Origin of the sequence: Alteromonas antoniana (assembly GCF_019249295.1) — a bacterium.
GTDB classification, from domain to species: Bacteria; Pseudomonadota; Gammaproteobacteria; order Enterobacterales; family Alteromonadaceae; genus Alteromonas; species Alteromonas antoniana.
The window spans coordinates 56,327-76,658 of the sequence record NZ_JAESDH010000006.1; the positions used below are offsets into that span (position 1 = coordinate 56,327).

At 45.9% G+C, this 20,332-nt stretch carries 17 protein-coding genes and 1 pseudogene; 3 read left to right on the top strand and 15 right to left on the bottom strand.

Annotation, left to right across the window (positions count from 1 at the left end; all coding sequences use genetic code 11):
• Positions 1 to 4 precede the first annotated feature (4 nt).
• A complete protein-coding gene (locus JKP77_RS06665) occupies positions 5 to 340 on the top strand; it encodes a hypothetical protein (protein WP_338024843.1) in 336 nt (111 codons plus the stop codon).
• A gap of 99 nt (positions 341 to 439) precedes the next feature.
• On the opposite strand, the gene JKP77_RS06670 is transcribed toward JKP77_RS06665, so the two are convergent.
• The 12 genes from JKP77_RS06670 to JKP77_RS06725 form a co-directional block, all read right to left on the bottom strand.
• Positions 440 to 1,144 (bottom strand): acetyltransferase domain-containing protein, encoded by a 705-nt coding sequence (locus JKP77_RS06670; RefSeq protein WP_117316845.1) that lies wholly within the window; start codon positions 1,142 to 1,144, stop codon positions 440 to 442.
• 11 nt (positions 1,145 to 1,155) lie between these two features.
• Positions 1,156 to 1,641 (bottom strand): nuclear transport factor 2 family protein, encoded by a 486-nt coding sequence (locus JKP77_RS06675; protein ID WP_117316847.1) that lies wholly within the window; start codon positions 1,639 to 1,641, stop codon positions 1,156 to 1,158.
• Between the two features lie 26 nt (positions 1,642 to 1,667).
• The gene (locus JKP77_RS06680) at positions 1,668 to 2,147 is read right to left on the bottom strand and encodes a YybH family protein (protein WP_117316848.1); all 480 of its coding nucleotides are present in this window, start codon (positions 2,145 to 2,147) and stop codon (positions 1,668 to 1,670) included.
• Between the two features lie 12 nt (positions 2,148 to 2,159).
• Positions 2,160 to 3,074: a copper resistance D family protein gene (locus JKP77_RS06685; RefSeq protein WP_139758058.1), complete on the bottom strand. Its 915-nt coding sequence runs from the start codon at positions 3,072 to 3,074 to the stop codon at positions 2,160 to 2,162.
• A 14-nt stretch (positions 3,075 to 3,088) separates the two neighbouring features.
• A complete protein-coding gene (locus JKP77_RS06690) occupies positions 3,089 to 3,490 on the bottom strand; it encodes a copper resistance CopC family protein (protein ID WP_071978933.1) in 402 nt (133 codons plus the stop codon).
• 18 nt (positions 3,491 to 3,508) lie between these two features.
• Entirely contained in the window at positions 3,509 to 5,341 is a 1,833-nt protein-coding gene (locus JKP77_RS06695) for a 2Fe-2S iron-sulfur cluster-binding protein (protein WP_218310417.1), read from the bottom strand.
• Between the two features lies 1 nt (position 5,342).
• Positions 5,343 to 5,954 (bottom strand): peptidase, encoded by a 612-nt coding sequence (locus JKP77_RS06700; RefSeq protein ID WP_231401117.1) that lies wholly within the window; start codon positions 5,952 to 5,954, stop codon positions 5,343 to 5,345.
• A gap of 89 nt (positions 5,955 to 6,043) precedes the next feature.
• Complete coding sequence (locus JKP77_RS06705; RefSeq protein ID WP_139758056.1) at positions 6,044 to 9,178, bottom strand: efflux RND transporter permease subunit; 3,135 nt, start codon at positions 9,176 to 9,178, stop codon at positions 6,044 to 6,046.
• Positions 9,175 to 11,175, bottom strand: a complete 2,001-nt coding sequence (locus tag JKP77_RS06710; RefSeq protein ID WP_218310418.1) for an efflux RND transporter periplasmic adaptor subunit — start codon at positions 11,173 to 11,175, stop codon at positions 9,175 to 9,177. Before JKP77_RS06710 ends, JKP77_RS06705 begins: the two co-directional genes overlap by 4 nt.
• Positions 11,175 to 12,536 (bottom strand): TolC family protein, encoded by a 1,362-nt coding sequence (locus JKP77_RS06715; protein WP_123324646.1) that lies wholly within the window; start codon positions 12,534 to 12,536, stop codon positions 11,175 to 11,177. The genes JKP77_RS06710 and JKP77_RS06715 overlap by 1 nt, the downstream gene beginning before the upstream one ends.
• Positions 12,536 to 13,051, bottom strand: coding sequence for a DUF411 domain-containing protein (locus tag JKP77_RS06720; protein ID WP_139758053.1), 516 nt, complete (start codon positions 13,049 to 13,051; stop codon positions 12,536 to 12,538). The genes JKP77_RS06715 and JKP77_RS06720 overlap by 1 nt, the downstream gene beginning before the upstream one ends.
• Before the next feature lie 90 nt (positions 13,052 to 13,141).
• Positions 13,142 to 13,510, bottom strand: coding sequence for a hypothetical protein (locus JKP77_RS06725; RefSeq protein ID WP_218310419.1), 369 nt, complete (start codon positions 13,508 to 13,510; stop codon positions 13,142 to 13,144).
• A 334-nt stretch (positions 13,511 to 13,844) separates the two neighbouring features.
• On the opposite strand from JKP77_RS06725, the gene JKP77_RS06730 reads away from it, so the two are divergent.
• Complete coding sequence (locus tag JKP77_RS06730; protein ID WP_218310420.1) at positions 13,845 to 14,522, top strand: heavy metal response regulator transcription factor; 678 nt, start codon at positions 13,845 to 13,847, stop codon at positions 14,520 to 14,522.
• Positions 14,512 to 15,924, top strand: coding sequence for a heavy metal sensor histidine kinase (locus tag JKP77_RS06735; protein WP_218310421.1), 1,413 nt, complete (start codon positions 14,512 to 14,514; stop codon positions 15,922 to 15,924). The genes JKP77_RS06730 and JKP77_RS06735 overlap by 11 nt, the downstream gene beginning before the upstream one ends.
• Positions 15,925 to 16,046: 122 nt before the next feature.
• On the opposite strand, the pseudogene JKP77_RS06740 reads toward JKP77_RS06735, so the two are convergent.
• The 3 genes and pseudogenes from JKP77_RS06740 to JKP77_RS06750 all read right to left on the bottom strand — a co-directional run bounded on the left by JKP77_RS06740 (position 16,047) and on the right by JKP77_RS06750 (position 20,267).
• Positions 16,047 to 17,208, bottom strand: a pseudogene (locus tag JKP77_RS06740) (IS3 family transposase).
• A 459-nt stretch (positions 17,209 to 17,667) separates the two neighbouring features.
• Positions 17,668 to 19,500 carry a glutamine--fructose-6-phosphate transaminase (isomerizing) gene (gene glmS / locus JKP77_RS06745; protein ID WP_218310422.1) on the bottom strand — a complete coding sequence of 611 codons (1,833 nt, stop codon included), beginning with the start codon at positions 19,498 to 19,500 and terminating at the stop codon, positions 17,668 to 17,670.
• 2 nt (positions 19,501 to 19,502) lie between these two features.
• Entirely contained in the window at positions 19,503 to 20,267 is a 765-nt protein-coding gene (locus JKP77_RS06750) for a DeoR/GlpR family DNA-binding transcription regulator (protein WP_218310423.1), read from the bottom strand.
• Between the last annotated feature and the right edge of the window lie 65 nt (positions 20,268 to 20,332).

The following is a 20,332-nucleotide window of genomic DNA, read 5'->3' on the forward strand; positions in this document are numbered from 1 at the left end:
TACAGTGTTTAAATGGATGTTAGTTTTTACTCTACTTCTTCCCACCATTTGCTTTGCCGATACCGATGACTATGTTCACGCAGACTTCTATCGCGGATTAGTTGGCCTTAAAAAACAGGTTGATGAGATTAATCGAGATTTACGACTATTGGAAAATGCTACGCTTTCCAATGCAGAAGTTAATCGTCGACTTGCGCGTATTGAACAAGATATTGATGCGGTGAAAACGTTATATAATGAAGCGACACGCAATTTGGCCAACACAGTATTAACATTAACAGCCATCCTAGCTGCCGTTATTTCTGCGGTTATTGCTTGGATGAACCCACACTATTACTGATATACAAGTGCTAGAAACGCCGAGACTACTTGTAAAACAAACAACGCTCTACTTTTGTCAAAGGTCCCTTATTATCATTGTCTCATCTTCAACTTAGACTCACATAACCGAATGCGAAAGCCAATACACGCTGCCTAATGTTACAAAAAACAGAGGTTGATGTAACACATACACAGCAAGACTGTGACGTCCTAAAAACGTGATTTTAGTTGATAATTTCAGTGAAGCACAGGGATCTATACCCTTAATAAACATATGGCCAACGCCAATGCCCAGCAATACAACGCCAACCCAAGGAAATAGTGCAACATAATCGTTGGGTGATGACGGCAGCCCCAATTCCCATAAGTTAAACGGCCATTTACTTGTAACCACATTCGTTAAGAACAGTGTAATAATCCCTATCCCAATAAAACAAGCCATGACTGGATAACGTGCGAAGGGAAGGCATAGTACACTGGCCACGGCGATAAAGTGTAAAACACCAAAAAATATCCAATGACTATTGAAAAACCAATAAGTAAATAGTGATATAACGCATGCCCATACCACTATCCACATTATTCGCTTCGCAAAGGATTTCAAATCCACGCGTTGGTGATGAGCGAACACCAATGATGCACCCACACTTAAGAAAAAGAGTGATAAAATGACATACCGAAATTGTTTCCAGCCAGGACCATTTGGCACACTCCAATCTACCCAGCCAAAGAACCGCAAGTCATACGCGAAGTGAAAGATCACCATTAATACAATGGCGACCGTGCGCATGATGTCTAGGGTAACGTTGCGAGTGATGGGCATACTGACGTCGCTTAATGATGCTTGTGGGGCTTTTTATCGCGGGTAGACGAATGTGAATGTATGACTTTCCATCCATTACTCGTTCGTTTAAACAAGTACGTTTGGTAGCCCTTTTTGTCAAATGTTGAGCCAGTTTTTCTTACTTCACCAGACACATTTACGGTCGTAATCGCCCATGCCATATCGTCATCAATTGTAATATCCATATCCAATATATCGATGGTGAGGCGTTTGAGTACTTCTTTCTCTGGCTCCACATGATTTTCGACGAGATCACTTAATCCTGTGTTTTGGCCGCCTGATTCAATGTATCGAGCACCTTTATGGTCGAGATAGTGTTCATAAAAAGGCCGTCCTTGGCCCGACTCCCAACCGTTTTCAATAGCAATGATAATTTCTTCAATCGTCGCTTTGTCTTCATCTGCCTGTGATGCAAAGACGCCCAGTGTAGTTGTGCTTAACATCAGGACGAGTGAGATTCGTATAAGTAACGTCATTTAAAGTTTTCCTATAAATTAAAGTGTTAATGGGACCAATGGATATGACTTATTTTCCAATGACCATTGATAAGGTTAAGTACCAGTGTTTCATTTCCTTGCTTATCAATTTGTTTACCTTTGTATGTGCCAAGGGTGTGGCTTCTGGCAATTGAGACCGCCGTATCCCCATAAACGCGAACATGATGTTCAATTGTTGTGGTTTTGACAGCCGCAGAAAATCGCATATCAGCGTGTAAATGATGTTGCCGATATTCTTCGGCACTGCGTTCTATTCGCGATCCCTCTAAAATAATGACTTCGGATGTCAATGCACTCATGACGTCATCCGCTTGGCCATTAGATAATGCTTCGTGATAAGCGAGCACACTGCGACCCGCTGCAGTATCCAAACCACTGAAGTGAGTTGCAGAGCGCTCTATTGATTTGGGTGGCTCATGGGCAAACGTACTAAATGAAAGCAGCGCAATAGATAAAACAGTCGTTAAAACGTAATTAATTTTCATATAAATCCAAAGTTAAGATTGAGGACCAAGAACAGTAGTCAAAGCAACGGTGATCAGAAAAATGCATAGTCCAATGAGCATTTCAATTTGAATCGAACGGCGCATGTCTATCGCTGCGTTACTGTGCGTTAAAAGCTTGGGCGTTAATTTTAATTTATGCCATGCGGCAAGCAGCAGGATCGCATTGACAAAGCCCAGCTTTAACAGCAGGCTTTGTCCATAGATTTGATTGAATAAATTACCTACAGAACCAACTAGCTCCCATGCTAGCAGAGTGCCGGCAAGGATCAGCAGGCTCACCAGTCCTATAGCAAGATGACCAAATTGCCGCATCAGAGTGTAAAGCGGTGTAGGCGATAGGTGTAGGCATGCTGCTGACAACGGCCAAAGAGCGCCCATCCAGCTTAGCGCGATGATCACATGCACAGCTAATGCATAACCATATGAACGTTCCAGTTGCACGGTATGCCCGGAAAGCATGAATACATATCCAACGCTCCCCCAAAGAATTATTGCACCAAGAAGAGTCACGATAAAATGAGGCGTTTTTTTGCGAGCGAGTTGCCAATAAAACAATCCACAAAGAGCAATGCCGACGATGAATATGCACAGCCGACTTATTGCAATAGTCCCTAAAGTAGATTGTGCAACCATACGTTGCATGACCGGATCAAACATGCCTGTGAAACCCGTTTGAGACAGCGACCCCACTTGGAAAAAGAAATCCAACGTAGTCGCGAAAACACCAACTAAAGCAAACATAGCCATATACTTAATAATATGAGCTTGCAGAAGCAGACGAGCGTGAGATTGTTTTTCCAGGCTAAATGGCACTAAAAGAAGGATAAGAAATCCGCCCAAAAGCGCCGACAGTCCTAGATAGACAGTAAGCTTGGTGGATAGGATCAATACTTCCCAAATTGCCATTTTAATCTTCCTCTTTAATGGTCTTTGTGTTGACTATGGGCTTTTTTGTCATCTTGCATGGACTTGCTTCCGTGAACCATGAAGTCAAATGAACCGTCCATTTTGTGCCCATCCTCACCAAGTAACATCCACTGTGCGGTATAGTTACCCGGCGATAACGTCGGTAAGTCGTAATTAAAGAAAGTGCTAGACTCCATCGATGGAGAAAAATTAAAGTCGACAGGCTCGCCGTTTTGAGAATTTAACGTCAATTTGGCCAAACGAACTGGCTCAGTAAAAACAACGGACAATTGTGGAGGCGATGACATTAACATCGCATTGTTTTTTGGCATGGACGTTTTCAACGATGTGTGAGCATAACTGCTTGTGCTCAAGAAAAGAGCGGTCAGTAAGAACGTTGACAATAGTGTTTTCATAAATAAACCTCGGTAGTTTTAAGTAGTAGTAAATGGTGAAAATGAATCGATTTGTATAGCATTTTCATTGACGGAGTAGCGTAATAGTAATTGGGTTACATCGTTCATCATTGCCGGAGGACCGCAGAGGAAAAACAAACATCGATGGAGGCTACGGTGCGCAGACACAAATGCATTCAACGGCGTTTGTACGCGGCCCACCTGTCCATACCAAACAGAAGACGCGTTAGACACGATAGGTTGATAGGAGAAATTGGAATGCTGTGTTTCAACCGCTTTTAACCAGCAATGATTTGCCAATTCAACAGGGTGTTTGGCGCCATAAAAGAGGGTTATAGGCAGTGTCGAATGCAAGCCAAATATTAGTTCATCGATTAGAGCTTTTAGAGGTGCTATACCCGAGCCCCCACCGACCAACACAATTTCTCGTACACCAAGGTCATCAAGTAAGTTAAATCCCCCTCGAGGCGCAACTATATCAACCACCGTGCCGATGCTTAAATTACCAAGGTGAAAAGAACCGATGCCAGGTCTTTGGTTGTTAGATTGTGCCGGTTGCATTTTTATATTGAATGTAAGCACGCCACTACCATCATTTCGGTTTGCAACTGAATAATGCCTGACAGTGTTTGGATGGGAAAATGTAGCTGATTCAAAACGCGGCCAATAAGGCTGATAGCGTCTCGGTAAGTCTTTCGGAAACGCTAAAGATTGACCTTCTTTAATCGTGAATTGAACAAAACTGCCAGGCTTAAAATCCAGTGGAACACTGCCTTGATATTTAAATCTTAATTCTTTGATAAAGGGTGTAATGAATGTGTTTGAGAGCAACTCGCATGATACTGTTTTGGGGTTTGGAGACTCTACAAGCTGAACGTTGCCTTTCAAATCAGTGTTTTGCTGACAAGCTAAACGATAACCGGACAACAACCTGTCTTGAGATAAGCGGTATCGTTCTGCAACTGAAATGGCAGCCGATGGATCAAGACGCACAATACATTGGCCGCATGTTCCCCCTCCCCCACATACTGACTCAATAGAAAGGGCGTTATGCTGTAGGCAATCCAGAAGTGATTCATTGTCCTTAGCAACGACGTTTTGGAGGTAACCTTGCTGATTTCGTACCACTAAGTCTTGCTTTCTATACCACCACCCAATGAATACTTGCTTATTTTTAACGAGGCTAACCAGCCACGTAATTCCTGAAATACTCAACAGCACAGTCAGTAACGCGAGAGCCTTGATCCACCAGTGATTAAATGAGCCGGTGTTCTGATAATCCATAAAGTGCAATAGCATCAACAAGTTTGTCCATTCCCTGTTGCTATCGACGACGCCGGCTAATTCCCCTGTTGATGCTCGGACATAAATGTGTGTCGTTTCTCTGTCTGATAAACGAACATGCCAAACCGATTGTCGCTCTTTGGGTAGATGCTCTATCGGCGGATCAACACGGCGCAAATCTTGAATAGGCGAAGTTAACCGGAACTGATTGTTGACCAGATCACGGATATCGTTCGCTGTTAGTTCTATTTTATTTCCCTTTATCGCGTCTATTAACTCATACTCTCTTTCATGGGCATGTCTTGCATAGTGCGTCATAACCTTATAGGTCGGGTTTCCCAATAAGCTAAGCAGCTCAATAGAGAGCGCATTGGGTGAGCGTATAAGGACGTTCTCGACGGATATTAGGTTTTGCGTTAATACACTTCCTGCAATAGCGTCACTTGCGATTCTGGAGAGCGGTTTACTGTGCTCAGCCTGTCCGAGTAAAAAACCCGTAGCGAGCCAAACCATTAATTGTGAAAACACAATCAATGCAAGGTATTTGTGAATGATCCGCCAGAACATTTCAGTCAGCTGCCTTTCGCGATGACGAAAAGGAATAAGGCAGCAATAGCAAGCCTGCTAATGCGGCCAACAGCCCTATGATAGTCATGCTCACTAATAGTGTATTACTAACGTCTTCACCGTCTTGGTAATCCATAATATGGAGGCGCCATAACCAATCAAATACTTGCCAAGGGGCATGTCGAATATATTCAACCGTACCTGTGTCTTGACTGACGTAAAATGTTGGCGCAAGTGCGCCTTTAAATTCAACTCGCCATAATGGACGTCCTCGTTGCCCAACCGCACTATCCTCTTCGTTTTCACCCAGCAAGGTCACATTGTCGACCTCATACGACCGACTTGACCTGGACATTGCGATGGCGGCGGCTTGTTTGTCTGACAACGGTTGGATGATGTCTCCAGATAAGCCGCTGATCAGGTGCGTCTTACTGGTGAGGGTTAATCGGTAAACCGGCATCTCCCCCACACTGCCCAAAACGATTGACTTAGCATCAGGGTAGCGAGCGACTATCTCATCAAAGCCAACGTTTACCGTTGACAATGATGAAAGCGCGGGCGAGCTTTTCATGAAATGATCGCCATGAATATAGTGGATATCAAACCAGACCATGTAGAGTCCACTCACTGACCAGAGGAGCATCTGCACACCGACAATCAACAGTAGGTATCGGTGTAACCGACGAGCAAGGCGACGCATAACTACCAATTACTCATCGTTTTGAGCTGCTGTTTTCGCCATATTAAATAAATGGCTGGTAAAATAAGTAGCGTCAATAAAATCGCACTGACCATCCCGCCCACCATGGGCGCAGCGATACGACTCATCACTTCAGACCCCGTACCTGAGCCATAAAGTACCGGTAATAGTCCGAATATAATGGTTGCGGTCGTCATCATGACTGGCCGGACACGCAAACCCGCGCCATGCAATACGGCTTCGGTTAGCATTCCTACGGTGGGTTTAATACCGTCCATTTTGCATTTGTCGATTAACGCCTGGTACTCATGATTCAAGTACACCAGCATAATGACGCCAATCTCGACAGCGACCCCGGCCAATGCAATGAAGCCAACGCCCACTGCCACTGAAAAGTTAAACCCCTCTAAGTACATAAGCCAAATACTACCGACCATCGATAAAGGCAACGTTCCCATGATGATCGCTACTTCAATAAAATTGCGGAAGTTGAGGTATAACAAGATCACGATAATGGCTAAAGTCAATGGCACTACATAGGTTAATTTTTCTTTTGCCCGCAACATATATTCATATTGTCCCGACCACGTTATGGAGTATCCTGCAGGCAATACCAGCTCCTCACTGACGACCTGCTGCGCTGCGACGACATAAGAGCCAATGTCTACACCATCAATATCCACATACACCCAGCCATTAAGGCGTGCATTTTCACTTTTAATGCCTGGGGGACCATCTTCAATATACACATCCGCGACATCAGCCAACGCAATGCGTTTGCCTTGTGGTGTGACAATAGGCAACAATGACAATGATTCAGGTGATGAGCGATATGATTGTGGATATCGAATATTCACTGGGTAGCGCTCTAATCCTTCGACGCTTTGTGTAACATTCATTCCTCCAATCGCACTAGAAACAACTTGTTGAACGTCTGCTATGTTAAGACCATAGCGAGCGGCCCTTTCACGTTGGATATCGACTTTGACATAACGCCCACCAGCAACACGCTCCGAATAAACGGATGCCGTGCCCTCAACATCTGAAAGTATCGTTTCAATTTGTTGACCAATCTTTTGAATTTCCATGAGATCTGGACCTCCAATCTTGATGCCCACAGGTGTCTTAATACCGGTAGCCAACATATCAATCCGCGTTTTAATCGGCATAACCCATGCATTCGTTAACCCCGGCAAATTAACCACAGCATCAAATTCTTTGATCAGATCCTGGGTCGTCATGCCTTCACGCCATTGATCTTGAGGTTTTAATTGAATAAACGTTTCTATCATTGTCAATGGTGCAGGATCGGTTGCCGTATCAGCTCGCCCGACCTTGCCAAACACCGTTTCGACCTCAGGAACAGTCTTGATCAGTTTATTGGTTTGTTGTAATAACTCGCGAGCTTTACCTATCGAAATACCGGCATAAGTCGTCGGCATGTACATCAAGTCACCTTCATCAAGCGGCGGGATAAATTCGCTACCGATCTTATCAATTGGCCAAAGGCCAATACCCAATACAATTACGGCGACCAGCATGGTCAACTTGGGAAAACGTAATACCGCTTTAAGTGTTGGCATGTATAAAAACGTCAGGAACCGATTAACAGGATTCTTATGCTCCGCAAGTACCTTACCGCGTACAAAGTACCCCATCAAAACTGGCACTAGTGTGATCGCGAGCGCTGCAGAAGCGGCCATCGCATATGTTTTGGTGAATGCAAGCGGCGAGAACATCCGGCCTTCTTGCGCTTCTAGCGTAAAGACAGGTACAAAACTAACTGTGATAATCAACAAACTGAAAAACAGCGCAGGACCGACTTCAGACGCTGAATCTATCACTACCCGCCATCGATTTTCTTTTGTCAGCGGGGTTCGCTCCATATGCTTATGCATATTTTCGATCATGACAATGGCCCCATCGCTCATTGCACCAATAGCAATTGCTATCCCCCCCAAGGACATGATGTTCGCATTGATACCTTGCATATACATCACGATAATTGCCGTGATGATCCCGACAGGAATACTTATAATTGCAACCAGCGAGGAACGCACATGGAATAAGAACGCGATACACACTAGGGCAACGACGATAAATTCTTCTACCAATTTAGAGGCCAAGTTATCTACCGCACGTTCAATCAATGCGGAACGATCGTAAACCGTGACAATTTCGACGCCATCCGGCAATCCTTTTTTGAGATCTTCGAGTTTAGCTTTGACTCCGTTAATGGTTGTTTGAGCATTTTCACCAAATCGCATGACAACGATGCCGCCTACGGTTTCCCCTTCGCCATTAAGCTCGGCCACCCCTCTGCGCATTTGAGGACCTAACTGCACATCCGCGATATCCCTTACCAACAGCGGCGTGCCATTTTCATTAACTCCGAGTGGAATCGTTTCGATATCTTGTTTGCTTGAAATATACCCTGTCGCCCTGACCATATATTCAGCCTCAGCCATTTCAATAACAGATGCGCCAACTTCTTGGTTGCCTCTTTTGATGGCCATTTGAATATGTGATAGCGGGATCCCATAGGCACGCAGTTTTTCAGGATCAACTTTAACTTGATATTGCTTGACCATACCGCCTAAAGCAGACACTTCGGACACACCAGGAACGGTTTGCAATTCGTATTTAAGAAACCAATCTTGGAGACTGCGTAATTGTGATATGTCATTTTTGCCGGTGCGGTCAACCAATGCATACAAGTAAACCCAACCCACTCCGGTTGCATCTGGACCTAATTGTGGCCGAGCATTTTCAGGTAAATTGGGAGCAACTTGAGACAGATATTCCAGTACACGGCTACGAGCCCAATAGAGATCTGTGCTGTCATCAAAAATGATGTAGACATATGAGTCGCCAAAGAAAGAGAAGCCCCTGACCGTTTTAGCACCTGGCACCGACAACATCGCCGTTGTAAGCGGGTAAGTCACCTGATCTTCAACCACCTGAGGTGCTTGTCCAGGATAACTGGTCTTAATGATGACCTGAACATCAGACAGGTCGGGCAATGCGTCAATTGGTGTATTCTTCACCGTAAATAAACCGCCCCCGATAATAATTAAGGTCATCAGCAATACGAAGAAGCGGTTGGCAACTGACCAGCGAATAATAGCAGCGATCATTCGTATACTCCTCCATGGTTACTATGATCTATCGAAGTATCTTGGCTTTCGGACTCAATACTGAGGATCCTAAAGTTGCCATCAGTGATTTCAAACGTAAATGTAATGTCAGCACCGACCGTAAATTGGCTGATATCGATAGCGTCGCTCACGGTAAAGTCAAGAGTTGCCGCAGGCCTATCCCACTTTGGGATCGCTTCACGTGAAATATTGACTACACGAGACTGCGTATTGATGGCATTAATGGTGCCTGTCACCACTGCGCTTTGCGCTGAACTTGGTTCCGCTGATTTTACATGGATGGTTGTTACCAGATAGTCGCTATCACCGGTTTTGGTGATTTCAATATGCAAATCCATACCAGCTTCCAATTGTGATAAATCGATACTGTCAGCAACAAAGAAATCCATTGTCATCGCGGGCCATTCCCACGCTTCAATTGCTTCGTGGTCAAGATTTAGCATTTTGTGTGAGGGCATAACCGAATTAATCGTTGCTTCAGTCCATATACTGTGTCCATTTATCGTCTGTGTATCAGCATTGTCGTCAATGATGTGCACCGTCGTTACCACATACTCGCCATCGTTTTCTTTACTGATTTCAATATGCGCCCCCATACCTTGCCGCAAACTCGTTAGGTCTACGTGGTTGGCGACAGTAAAATCCATTGTCATTTCTGGCCAATCCCATTCACTGATGGCGCCATGGTTCACTGTTATCATGTTATGTGAGGCCCGAACATCGGTGATGGTGGCTTCGGTAAAAACCGACGACGGGAGTGCATCAGGTGCTTCCATCCGTTTAAAATCTGAACTGATACTGCTTTCTGAATCGAGTAAAAAGTGTGCAGAGGTGACAATCTGATCCCCGTCGATGAGACCTGTTGTAATCTCAGTGTAGTCCTCTACCACTCGACCTACATCTACGGCGATGGACTTGAATTGCCCGTCACCGATCGCCAAGACAACACGATCTTGCGTGCCGGTTCTGATAACCGCTTCTGATGGTACAAGAACGTTGTCAGAGTCAAATTCTGAATGTATTGTGATCTGGGCAAACATGTTCGGCTTAAGCGCGTAATCGGCATTTTTAAAGCGTAACCGAACCCGCAGCGTTCGAGTGCTCTGTTCAAGCGTGGGGTAGACGTAATCAACCTCACCCTCCCATGTTTTGCCGGGTAAAAAATCCAACGTCATTGTGACGGGAAGTCCGACAGTGACTTGCGCGGATTGCCGTTCAAAGATTTCAGCATCAACCCACACCTCATCCAACGCACCAATGGATAGGAGGGTATTGCCTGGCTTGATAAAGAATCCTTCGCGAATATTTAAATTGTCAACAAACCCGGTTTGCGGTGCCGAAAAAGTGATCGTTTGACGAACTTTTTTGCTCGACATTAAGGACTGAATCGCTTCATTTGGCATTTGCAACGCATCTAATCGCGAGCGAGCAGCACTGATCAAATCGTCGCTCCCGCGGCGCATCGCGAGCAGCAGCTCTTCTTGCGCATTGACCAATTCAGGGGAATAGAGCGAATACAATGGTTCGCCTTTTTTGACATACTCACCCGAGGCTTTCACATGCAGTGTATCTACCCAACCTTCAACGCGTGGGTGGATATGTATCAAGGTGTCTTCATTGTATTGCACATAGCCAACCGTACGAATAGGGACATGCAGCGAGCGGCGTTGAACCGATGCTGTTCTTACCCCTAAATTATTAACTACATTGGGTGATATGCTAATGGTTCCCGGACCTTCATTACCTCCCGTGCTCTCCTCATAAACGGGGACGAGATCCATTCCCATCGGAGATTTACCCGGTTCATCACGACGGTAATTGGGATCCATCGGTGCCACCCAATAGAGTGGCTGGGGTTCTGTGCTTTGCCCTGCTGCGTTAGATGGTGCATCAGAAGGAAGTAGGAATGTATATGCTAACGCAGTCATTGCACCGCCGATAACACATCCTAAAATAATGGCTTTCGTGTTATTCATTATTGTTCTCCGAATTGAGTCTTGGAAATACCTGCGGTGGTATTGAAGTAATAATTAAGTCGAATGTTTGTTCTGACGAGATCCACATCGATATCCAATGCATCAATACGCGCATTCAAATCCGCGATACGCGCGCGAGCAACTTCGGCGAAATCGCCGTCATCATTGGTGTAGGCATTCAAGGACGCATCTGCTTGTTCTTGCATTTGTGCTAATAACTCGTCGTTGTATAACGATTGCCTGTCAGTTAAACGTTCTCGCTCAGCGTATAACGACTGGATGGCAGACATCATTTCGCGCAGTGCGAGTAACTTGTCAGTCTTTATGGCTTCTGATTGATTTACGGCTGCAGAGACTTCTTTGTCTTGACGGTTTTCAGTAAAAATAGGTAAATCAAAACTAACACCGACTGACAAGAAATCAGCTCGACTTGCACCTGCCGGGGTATCATCGCGAAAAGCGTAACTGGCATTTACGCCCCATTGGGGTTTGTATTTTTCTTTAGCTAACTCAACCCCGGTTTGACTCGCTCTGATACGTTGATTAATGGATAAAATATAAGGGTGATCTGCGAGTAATTCCGCGAGCTGTTGTTGGTTTTTCCTTTTTACCATTAACAACGTGTTGTCAGTGATTTTTGCAATGGCAGGTAATGTATTAGGCAACTGCAACGCGCTAAATGCATCAAAGCCAAGTTGGCGTGCAGACTGCTGGTTTTTTAGGATCCATTCCAATAACTTACCTGTGGCGCGTTCTTCCAGTGCTTGTAGTTTTGTTAATCTGTCTTCTAACCGCGTCAATTCTAACTTTGCCCTAATGATGTCTTGCTGTCGCACGCGTCCAAGGGCGGTCGCATAATTCGCTTTGGCAATGTCACTGAGTTGCTCAAACAATGCCCTATCTTGATGGATTAGCTTAATACTCTGCTGCGCGCGATAAATTTCAAGCCAAATATCAGAGACCTGCACACGTGTGCGGGCGATGCGATCAGCACGCATTAATGGGTGCTCGGCGGCTTGCTCTCTTAATTGACGAGAACGAATATCTAACGAATCCCCTCTGGGGAACATCTGTGAAACCCCTGCCTTAAGTTGCGTCATGGGTTCTTGATCGAATGCGAATCCATCTGTTGGTAAGTTCGCTAAACCAATATTAACTACCGGGTCCGGCAAACTAGCGGCTGCCACGCTACTTGAAACAATGGCTTGCTCGCGATACTCACTGCCTACAAGCCAAGGATCGTTGTTAATCGCGATTTCAACAGCCTGCTCCAATGTCAATACCGACTTGGTTTGACTTTGGGCGAGCCCAGTATTCAAAAGCGTCATTAGTACAATGACATGAAATGAAAAGCGTCTCATTAGAATTGCTCCTCATACGAGTTAACTTCGGCATAAGTGGTTGCGCTGCCATCGTCATTGAGTTGCAGAATAAGATAAGGACGAAATTGATCACCGACTTCCATACCAGGTGACCCAATTGGCATAGCCGGCACACTGAGTCCGATGGCGCCTTCAGGTATATTGTCTAAGAATTGCTGAATGAATTTTGCTGGAATGTGACCTTCAAAAACAAAACCGTCTGGGGACAATGCCGTATGACACGAACGGTAATTAGGCGCAACACCATATTTGTCTTTAATTCGAGACATTAATGTAACATTGGATACGTCCGTGTCGAACCCGTGCTCTTCAATGTGGTTCACCCACTTTTGGCAACACTTACAAGAACGGCTTTTGTAGACTGTTAAGGAAGCTACCGGGGATTCAGCAACTGCATCCGAATCATTATTTATCTGTATTGAGTCGGTACATGCTGATAAAAACAGTGCAAACACCAACGCTATCCACATCGAGCGATGCGTAATAATTGACATAATTACTTTCTCATTTCTATTGTTTAAATAAATGGCTTGCTATGATCATTCGACCAACAAGCGATATCATTGCCCGGATTCTAGACGGACTTATCCTGCTGAAATGAGAGAGTGTTTCGGAGGGCGCTGCAATCCACCTAAAAAGATTTGGTTTAGGTTTGAATTAAGAGACTGAATACTCAGCGACACGCCTTCGGGTGACGAATGAGCTTGACTAGAGAGAAGACCAATATGAAACATCGCCATTGGACAACAGCAATCTTGCTGACAACAATCATTCATATCATCGCTTTGCGAGTGTTTCATCATGTCATGAGCGCTGTGCATATCGTGAGATCCGAGATCCATCTCCGCTACCATTTCGTCACTGCATGGCATTTGCGCGAATGCAAATGACTCACTCATTTGCACACTGAGCAATGCAATAACTATAATTAAGTGAATGAAGGCGCTTTTCACGGTCTCGTCATTCCTTGGTGTTTGACAGACAGCAGTCAATGACTGTTTATTAATGGCTGATGATGTTAGCACCCTCGCCTGACAACCAGATTACCCCTACATTACAATTCGGTAATAAATGCAATTAGACGGATTATCATAGATCAAAGGCAAGGATTTCATTCCATAATCAGCGACCTAAGGGCTAACATCTTGATAGCGCTCAGCATTAAGATTACGGGACATTAGCGAAATTACAAAGCGACCTACATAGTAGGTGTTTCGTTTCACGGTTTCGTTACGTACATTAATAATGTAAGCGGGCTTATCATAAGTAACACGGGTGTAACATCGCATGAAAATATTAGTCGTTGAAGACGAAACAAAAACTGGAGACTACATCAAACAAGGCCTTGCCGAATCGGGCTTTGTTGTTGAGTTAGTTCGGACCGGCCTCGATGGCCATCACAAAGCCATGCTCGGTGAATATGAGTTGATCATCTTAGACGTCATGCTGCCTGATATCGATGGTTGGAAAATATTGTCATCGTTACGAGAGTCTAACAATCATACACCGGTTCTTTTTCTTACTGCTCGTGATCATGTGAATGACCGTGTTAAAGGTTTAGAGCTCGGCGCAGATGATTACTTAGTGAAGCCGTTTGCATTTGCTGAGCTGCTAGCGCGTGTGCGTACGTTGATCCGCCGCGGCACGTCCGTTCCCAATAATATTTTACACATAGCCGATTTGGAGCTCGACATTCCTTCGCGTATTGCCACGCGAAGTGGGCGCACGTTAAACCTGACAACTAAAGAGTTCATGTTATTAGAATTAATGGTGAGACGCCAAGGCGAGGTGTTGCCGCGTTCTCTTATTGCTTCTCAAGTATGGGATATGAATTTTGATAGCGATACCAATGTCATTGATGTCGCCATTCGACGTCTTCGAGCAAAAATCGATGATGACTTTTCACCAAAGCTCATTCAGACTGTGCGTGGGATGGGATATAAAATGTGTATTAATGAATCTTAAGGATCTAACGAAGCGACCAAGCTCGCTCGCCTTTCGCGTCACGGTATTTGTAGGGATCACTATCTTTTTATGCCTGACATTGATTAGTTTAATGGTAAAGCAATCTATCGCCCAACACTTTGCAGAGCAAGATGCTGATGAACTTAATGAAGTTTTTTTAGCAGTTAAACGTAAACTTAACCAAGCCTATACTCAAGGCACCTCACCCTCCAGCATATTATTCCAAGCAGTCTCAGGGCATCATGGTGTCTACTACTTAGTCAAAAACGAAGCCAACGAGATTGTTTTTACTAGTGATAGTGTGGATTTAGAAAAATATCCCGGAGTTGCATATGAAATTGAACATATTACGCCATCAACGTTGAGCCTCTTTTTTGACGGTGAGAATATGTTAAGGGCAACAGAAGTAATAGTGCCTATTCAAGCGGCACAAAGTCACAAGCACTACCAAATCATTGTTGCCTCGAACATGAAATTTCATATGAACTATATGGAGGAATTTGAGAAAACACTCTGGGGGATAATTGTACTGTCCGGTATTATTACGATCTTAGTTGCTCGATTTGCCGTTTATCGAGGTCACTCACCATTAAGGCGACTAAGCCGTAAGATTGGGTCCATCACGGCAGACAAATTAGATATCAGGCTAGATCCCACTGACGTCCCGGTGGAGCTTGCTAACCTCGTTGAGTCATTCAATGCAATGATAGAAAGGCTGGAAAGTGGCTTTGAGCGGCTGTCTCATTTTTCTGCTGACATAGCACATGAATTAAGAACGCCTATCACTAACCTAACCACACAGACCCAAGTCATTCTCAATCAGCCGCGCTCGACAAATGATTACTCTGAAATTTTGTATTCCAACTTAGAAGAGTACGAGCGAATGTCGAAAATGGTGAGTGACATGTTGTTACTTGCACAAACAGAGCACGGTTTAGTCAAGCCCAAAGCTGAGGTGATTGACTGTCACAAAGAGATCGGCAAATTAATTGAGTACTTTGAACTCTTGGCAGAAGAAAAGCACATCTATATCCAACTGCTTGGCGACAATGGTGAGATAATGTGTGATAAATCGATGTTCCGACAAGCGCTGTGCAACTTGTTGTCCAATGCCATTCGGTATGCACCAGATTATGCCGAAGTGACCGTGGCTATTCAAATGGTGCATAAAGAAGCACAGATTTCTATTTCAAACCCAGGACCCAAGATCCCCGAAACTCAGCTTTTACGACTTTTTGATCGTTTCTACCGTGCCGACCCATCCCGTAATCGTGATGGGCAAGGTGCTGGATTAGGATTAACCATCGCCCGCTCGGTATTGGAAGTGAACAGAGGCCGTATACGAGTGGAGTCAAGCGAGCAGAAGACGACCTTCACAGCCATATTGCCATTAAGTCGTTAACGGGAAGTGGACAATGCCAATACGGAACTAGCGACAAGCGATGAGCCGTTTTATGATTGAATTTGAAGAACGGCTCACCGATCATTTAACACTGGCAGTTACACAGAATCTGTTTGTAGTGGTCAATAAAACCCGGACACCTTTTTAGCTAATTCTTCCGCTTTTGCCGGTGGTAGCCCATCGTTAAATTGATGCGGTCTTTCCCAGTTGTAATAATTCATCAGGTAATATCCCACATCTCGTTTTGCTTCATTAGGCGAACAGTAGCCGGTTGATGGCATCCATTCTGATTTCAGACTTCTGAACACGCGTTCCATTGGGCTATTGTCCCAGCAGTTCCCTCGGCGACTCATGCTCTGGCTCATCTTGTAACGCCACAGCCTTTGTCTGAATTTACGAGCGCCGTACTGAGAGCCCTGATCGCTGTGGAACATCACGCCTTTTGGCTTACCTCTCAGCTCGTACGCCATATCTAAAGCTCTTGCGGCAAGCTCCGCGTCCGGTCGGTGTGACATACTCCAGCCGATAACTCTGCGGGTATGCAGGTCAATCACGACGGCTGCGTAATACCATGCTGAGCCTGTCCAGATGTAGGTGATATCGCCGCACCAGGCCTGGTTGGGTTGCTCCACATTGAACTCCCTGTCCAGTAAATTAGGGATATCTGGCCGCTCAACCTGCACGTTTTTATAAGCGTGCTTACCCGGCTGCTTGCTCATCAGCCCTTGCTCTTTCATCAGCCGACCTACTTTGAATCGGCCCATGACGATGCCTTCATCGCGAAGCATATCAACAAGCGTTCGTGTGCCAGCAGACTGACGACTCTTATCGAACAGACGCTTCACTCTGGCGCGCAGAATACGCCGTTTAGCACCAATCAGCCGCTGTCGCTTTCGTCGTTCGTAATAACTACTGACACCAAAACCTAAAGCTGAACAGACCAATTCTGTTGATTCATGACCCTCAACCGGTCTATCAGCGCGTGGACTTCAGGTCGTCGGACATTAAGAGTGCGGTAGCCTTTTTTAGAATGGTCTTTTCTCGTTCCAGACGGTTCACGCGAGCCTCCAGGTCCTGAATACGCTGCTGCTCTTGCGACAGAGCTTTGGACTTCGGTGTGCTACCGCCGCGTTCAGACTTAAGTTGCTGAACCCATTTGCGCAGGGTATTTTCATGAACGTCTACAGCGCGACTTGCTTCGGGAACGCTATACCCCTGATCGAGCACCAGGCTGGCTGCATCATGTTTAAATTCCGGACTGAATGACCGTCTTTGTCTTCTCATTGAACACCTCGTTATTAAGTGTAATGCTACCACTTAAAACGGTGTTCGGGTTTAGTCTGCCACTACAGTATTTCTATTACTGGCCTTTGCTACCGCTAAGGAAGGCACGAATAAGTCTCGCATTTTAGCGCTGAATTAAACCGCTGCACCACCTGTGTGATTTTTAAACTTCAATTTTGCGACTTAGACCGCATTCATACAACGGTGGTTTAACGCCGAATGAATCGGAGAAACGTTACTGGAATAGCTACAACGGTGTGGCCAAAATGACTTGACCACTACAGACCACTATTATCTCTGAACGCCGAAGTCCGCTCAAAGGACACCACCGCCTTCGCGGTGGTGTTGGTTCAAATTGATCAATGCGGTATGAAACTATATTACCAAGTATGACACTTTAATACTGTGTATGAGACTTTATTACTATCCCACAATTCCGGCGAGCCTGCTTTTTCTTTCCTATTCCACCGTTACCGATTTCGCCAGGTTTCGAGGCTGGTCCACATCGGTTCCTTTGATCAGCGCCACATAGTACGACAATAACTGCAGTGGAATTGTATAGATAATGGGTGCTATCGGGCCTTCACAATGCGGCACGTTGATGACACGCATGGTTTCGTCGCTGCTGAATGCTGCATCTTTATCCGCGAATACATACATGATGCCACCGCGTGCCCTCACTTCTTCCACGTTTGACTTCAGCTTTTCTAACAGCTCGTTGTTAGGCGCAACCACGATCACCGGCATTTCTTCATCAATCAGTGCCAGCGGACCATGCTTCAACTCACCTGAAGCATAAGCTTCGGCGTGAATATACGAAATTTCCTTCAGTTTCAGCGCGCCTTCCATCGCAATGGGGTACTGATCACCACGACCTAAAAACAGGCTGTGGTTTTTGTCAGCAAACTCTTCAGCCAGATCCTCAATGCCCTGCGTGATAGCCAGGGTTTCTTCCAGCTTGGCTGGCAGGCTGTGCAGCGAGCTGACGATTGAGGTTTTATCTTCTGCGCTGATGCCATTGTGTTCACCTAAGGCCAGTGTCAGCATCAGAAACGCCGTTAACTGAGTAGTGAACGCTTTGGTTGAAGCAACGCCAATTTCTGCGCCGGCGCGGGTCATAAAGGCCAGGTCAGATTCACGCACCAGCGACGAACCGGGCACGTTGCAGATAGTGAGCGAGGACATATAGCCAAGCTCTTTGGCAAGGCGCAATGCGGCCAGCGTATCGGCGGTTTCACCAGACTGAGAAATGGTTACCAGCAGGCTGTTCTCATGAACCACTGACTTGCGATAGCGGAATTCAGAGGCGATCTCGATGCCGCATGACACATTTGCGTACTGCTCAAGCCAGTAACGCGCCGTCATTCCTGCATGATAACTGGTGCCACAGGCGATGATCTGAACGTGCTTGACGTCGCGGAAAATCTCATCTGCGCCCGGACCAAAGATGTCTGCGGTCAAGCCATTATCATCCACGCGGTTCTGCAGGCTGTTACGCACAACGGTGGGCTGCTCATGAATTTCCTTGAGCATGTAGTGGCGGTAACCGGCTTTGTCTCCGGCGTCATGCTCGATGTTCGACTCAACCACATCGCGCTCGACCGGATTGCCGTCTTTATCAAAGATATTCACCTCACGGCGGGTGATCTCAGCGACATCGCCTTCTTCCAGAAAGATAAAACGACGGGTTACCGGTAGCAGCGCCATTTGATCAGAAGCTATAAAGTTTTCACCCAGCCCCAGACCAATGACCAGCGGACTGCCTGAGCGAGCCACAACCACACGCGATGGGTCTTCTTTATCCATGATCACCGTGCCGTAAGCACCATGGAATTGCTTCACGGAATGTTGCACAGCGGCCAGCAACGCACAGCCACTTTTCAGTTCTTCGTGCACGGTATGAGCAATGGTTTCTGTATCGGTGTCACTGGTAAAAGTGTAGCCTTTCGAGGTTAACGACTCACGCAGGCTCTGGTAGTTCTCAATGATACCATTGTGTACAACAGCAACACGTTCTGGAGAAAAGTGTGGGTGTGCATTCTTTTCGGTCACGCCACCATGGGTGGCCCAGCGAGTATGAGCAATACCGGTGGTGCCCAGCGCTTCCCCTTCAGCAACCGCATCCGCCAGTTCCTGTACTTTGCCGGTGCGGCGAATACGAGACAAGGTGCCGTCCTGCTGCAACAGCGCAACACCTGCCGAATCATAACCACGGTACTCCAGGCGTTTCAGGCCCTCCAGCAGAATCTCTACAACATTACGTTCGGCGACCGCGCCAACAATTCCACACATACTTATACTCCTTTTGACGCAGCGGTTATTACTTCCACGCCATGCTGTTCAATGATTTTCCGATGCGCATCTGAAAGCTGATCATCGGTAATTAATACGGAAACCTTGTCCCAACATAATTCTACATTGGGCATTTTATTTTTTACTTTGGATGACTCAGCCATAATCACTACCGTGGTGGCAGCGTCCGCCATGGCCCGGGTCAGTCCCGTCAACTCGTTAAGCGTAGTCGTGCCGCGCTCGACATCAATGCCGGATGCGCCAATAAAAGCGATATCGTAATTGTAAGCACTTACCAACTTCTCAGCCATTGCTCCCTGGAAAGATTGTGAATTTGCATCCCAGGTTCCCCCCGTCATTAGCACAGTGGGTTCCGCATCGCTGGCGGTCAGCACATTGGCTACCGACAGGGCGTTTGTCATAACAATGAGGGATGAAAAGCGATGAAGGAAAGGTACCAGCGCGGCGGTAGTAGATCCGCAATCAATAATGAGCTTCTGCTTATCACGAATCAGTGAGGCTGCCGCTTCGCCGAGGTGCGATTTAGCTGGCGCGGCGTCGGTTGATACGGCACCCGAAGGCATAGGTACCGCGCCTCCCATTTGCCGAAGAATGAGGCCGCGAGAGGACAGTGTCGCCAAATCTTTTCGAATTGTCACTTCAGAGGTGTCAAACGCTTTAGCAAGGTTATCCACTGAGGCAAAACCCTGCTGCTTCACCTTATCAACGATGTCTTTGCGACGCGCTTCCGCACTGCTAACTTTCATTTCGAAACACTACAACTTACAAAGTGAAACGAATTAAAAGGCATTTGGTTTCAAATTACAAGTTA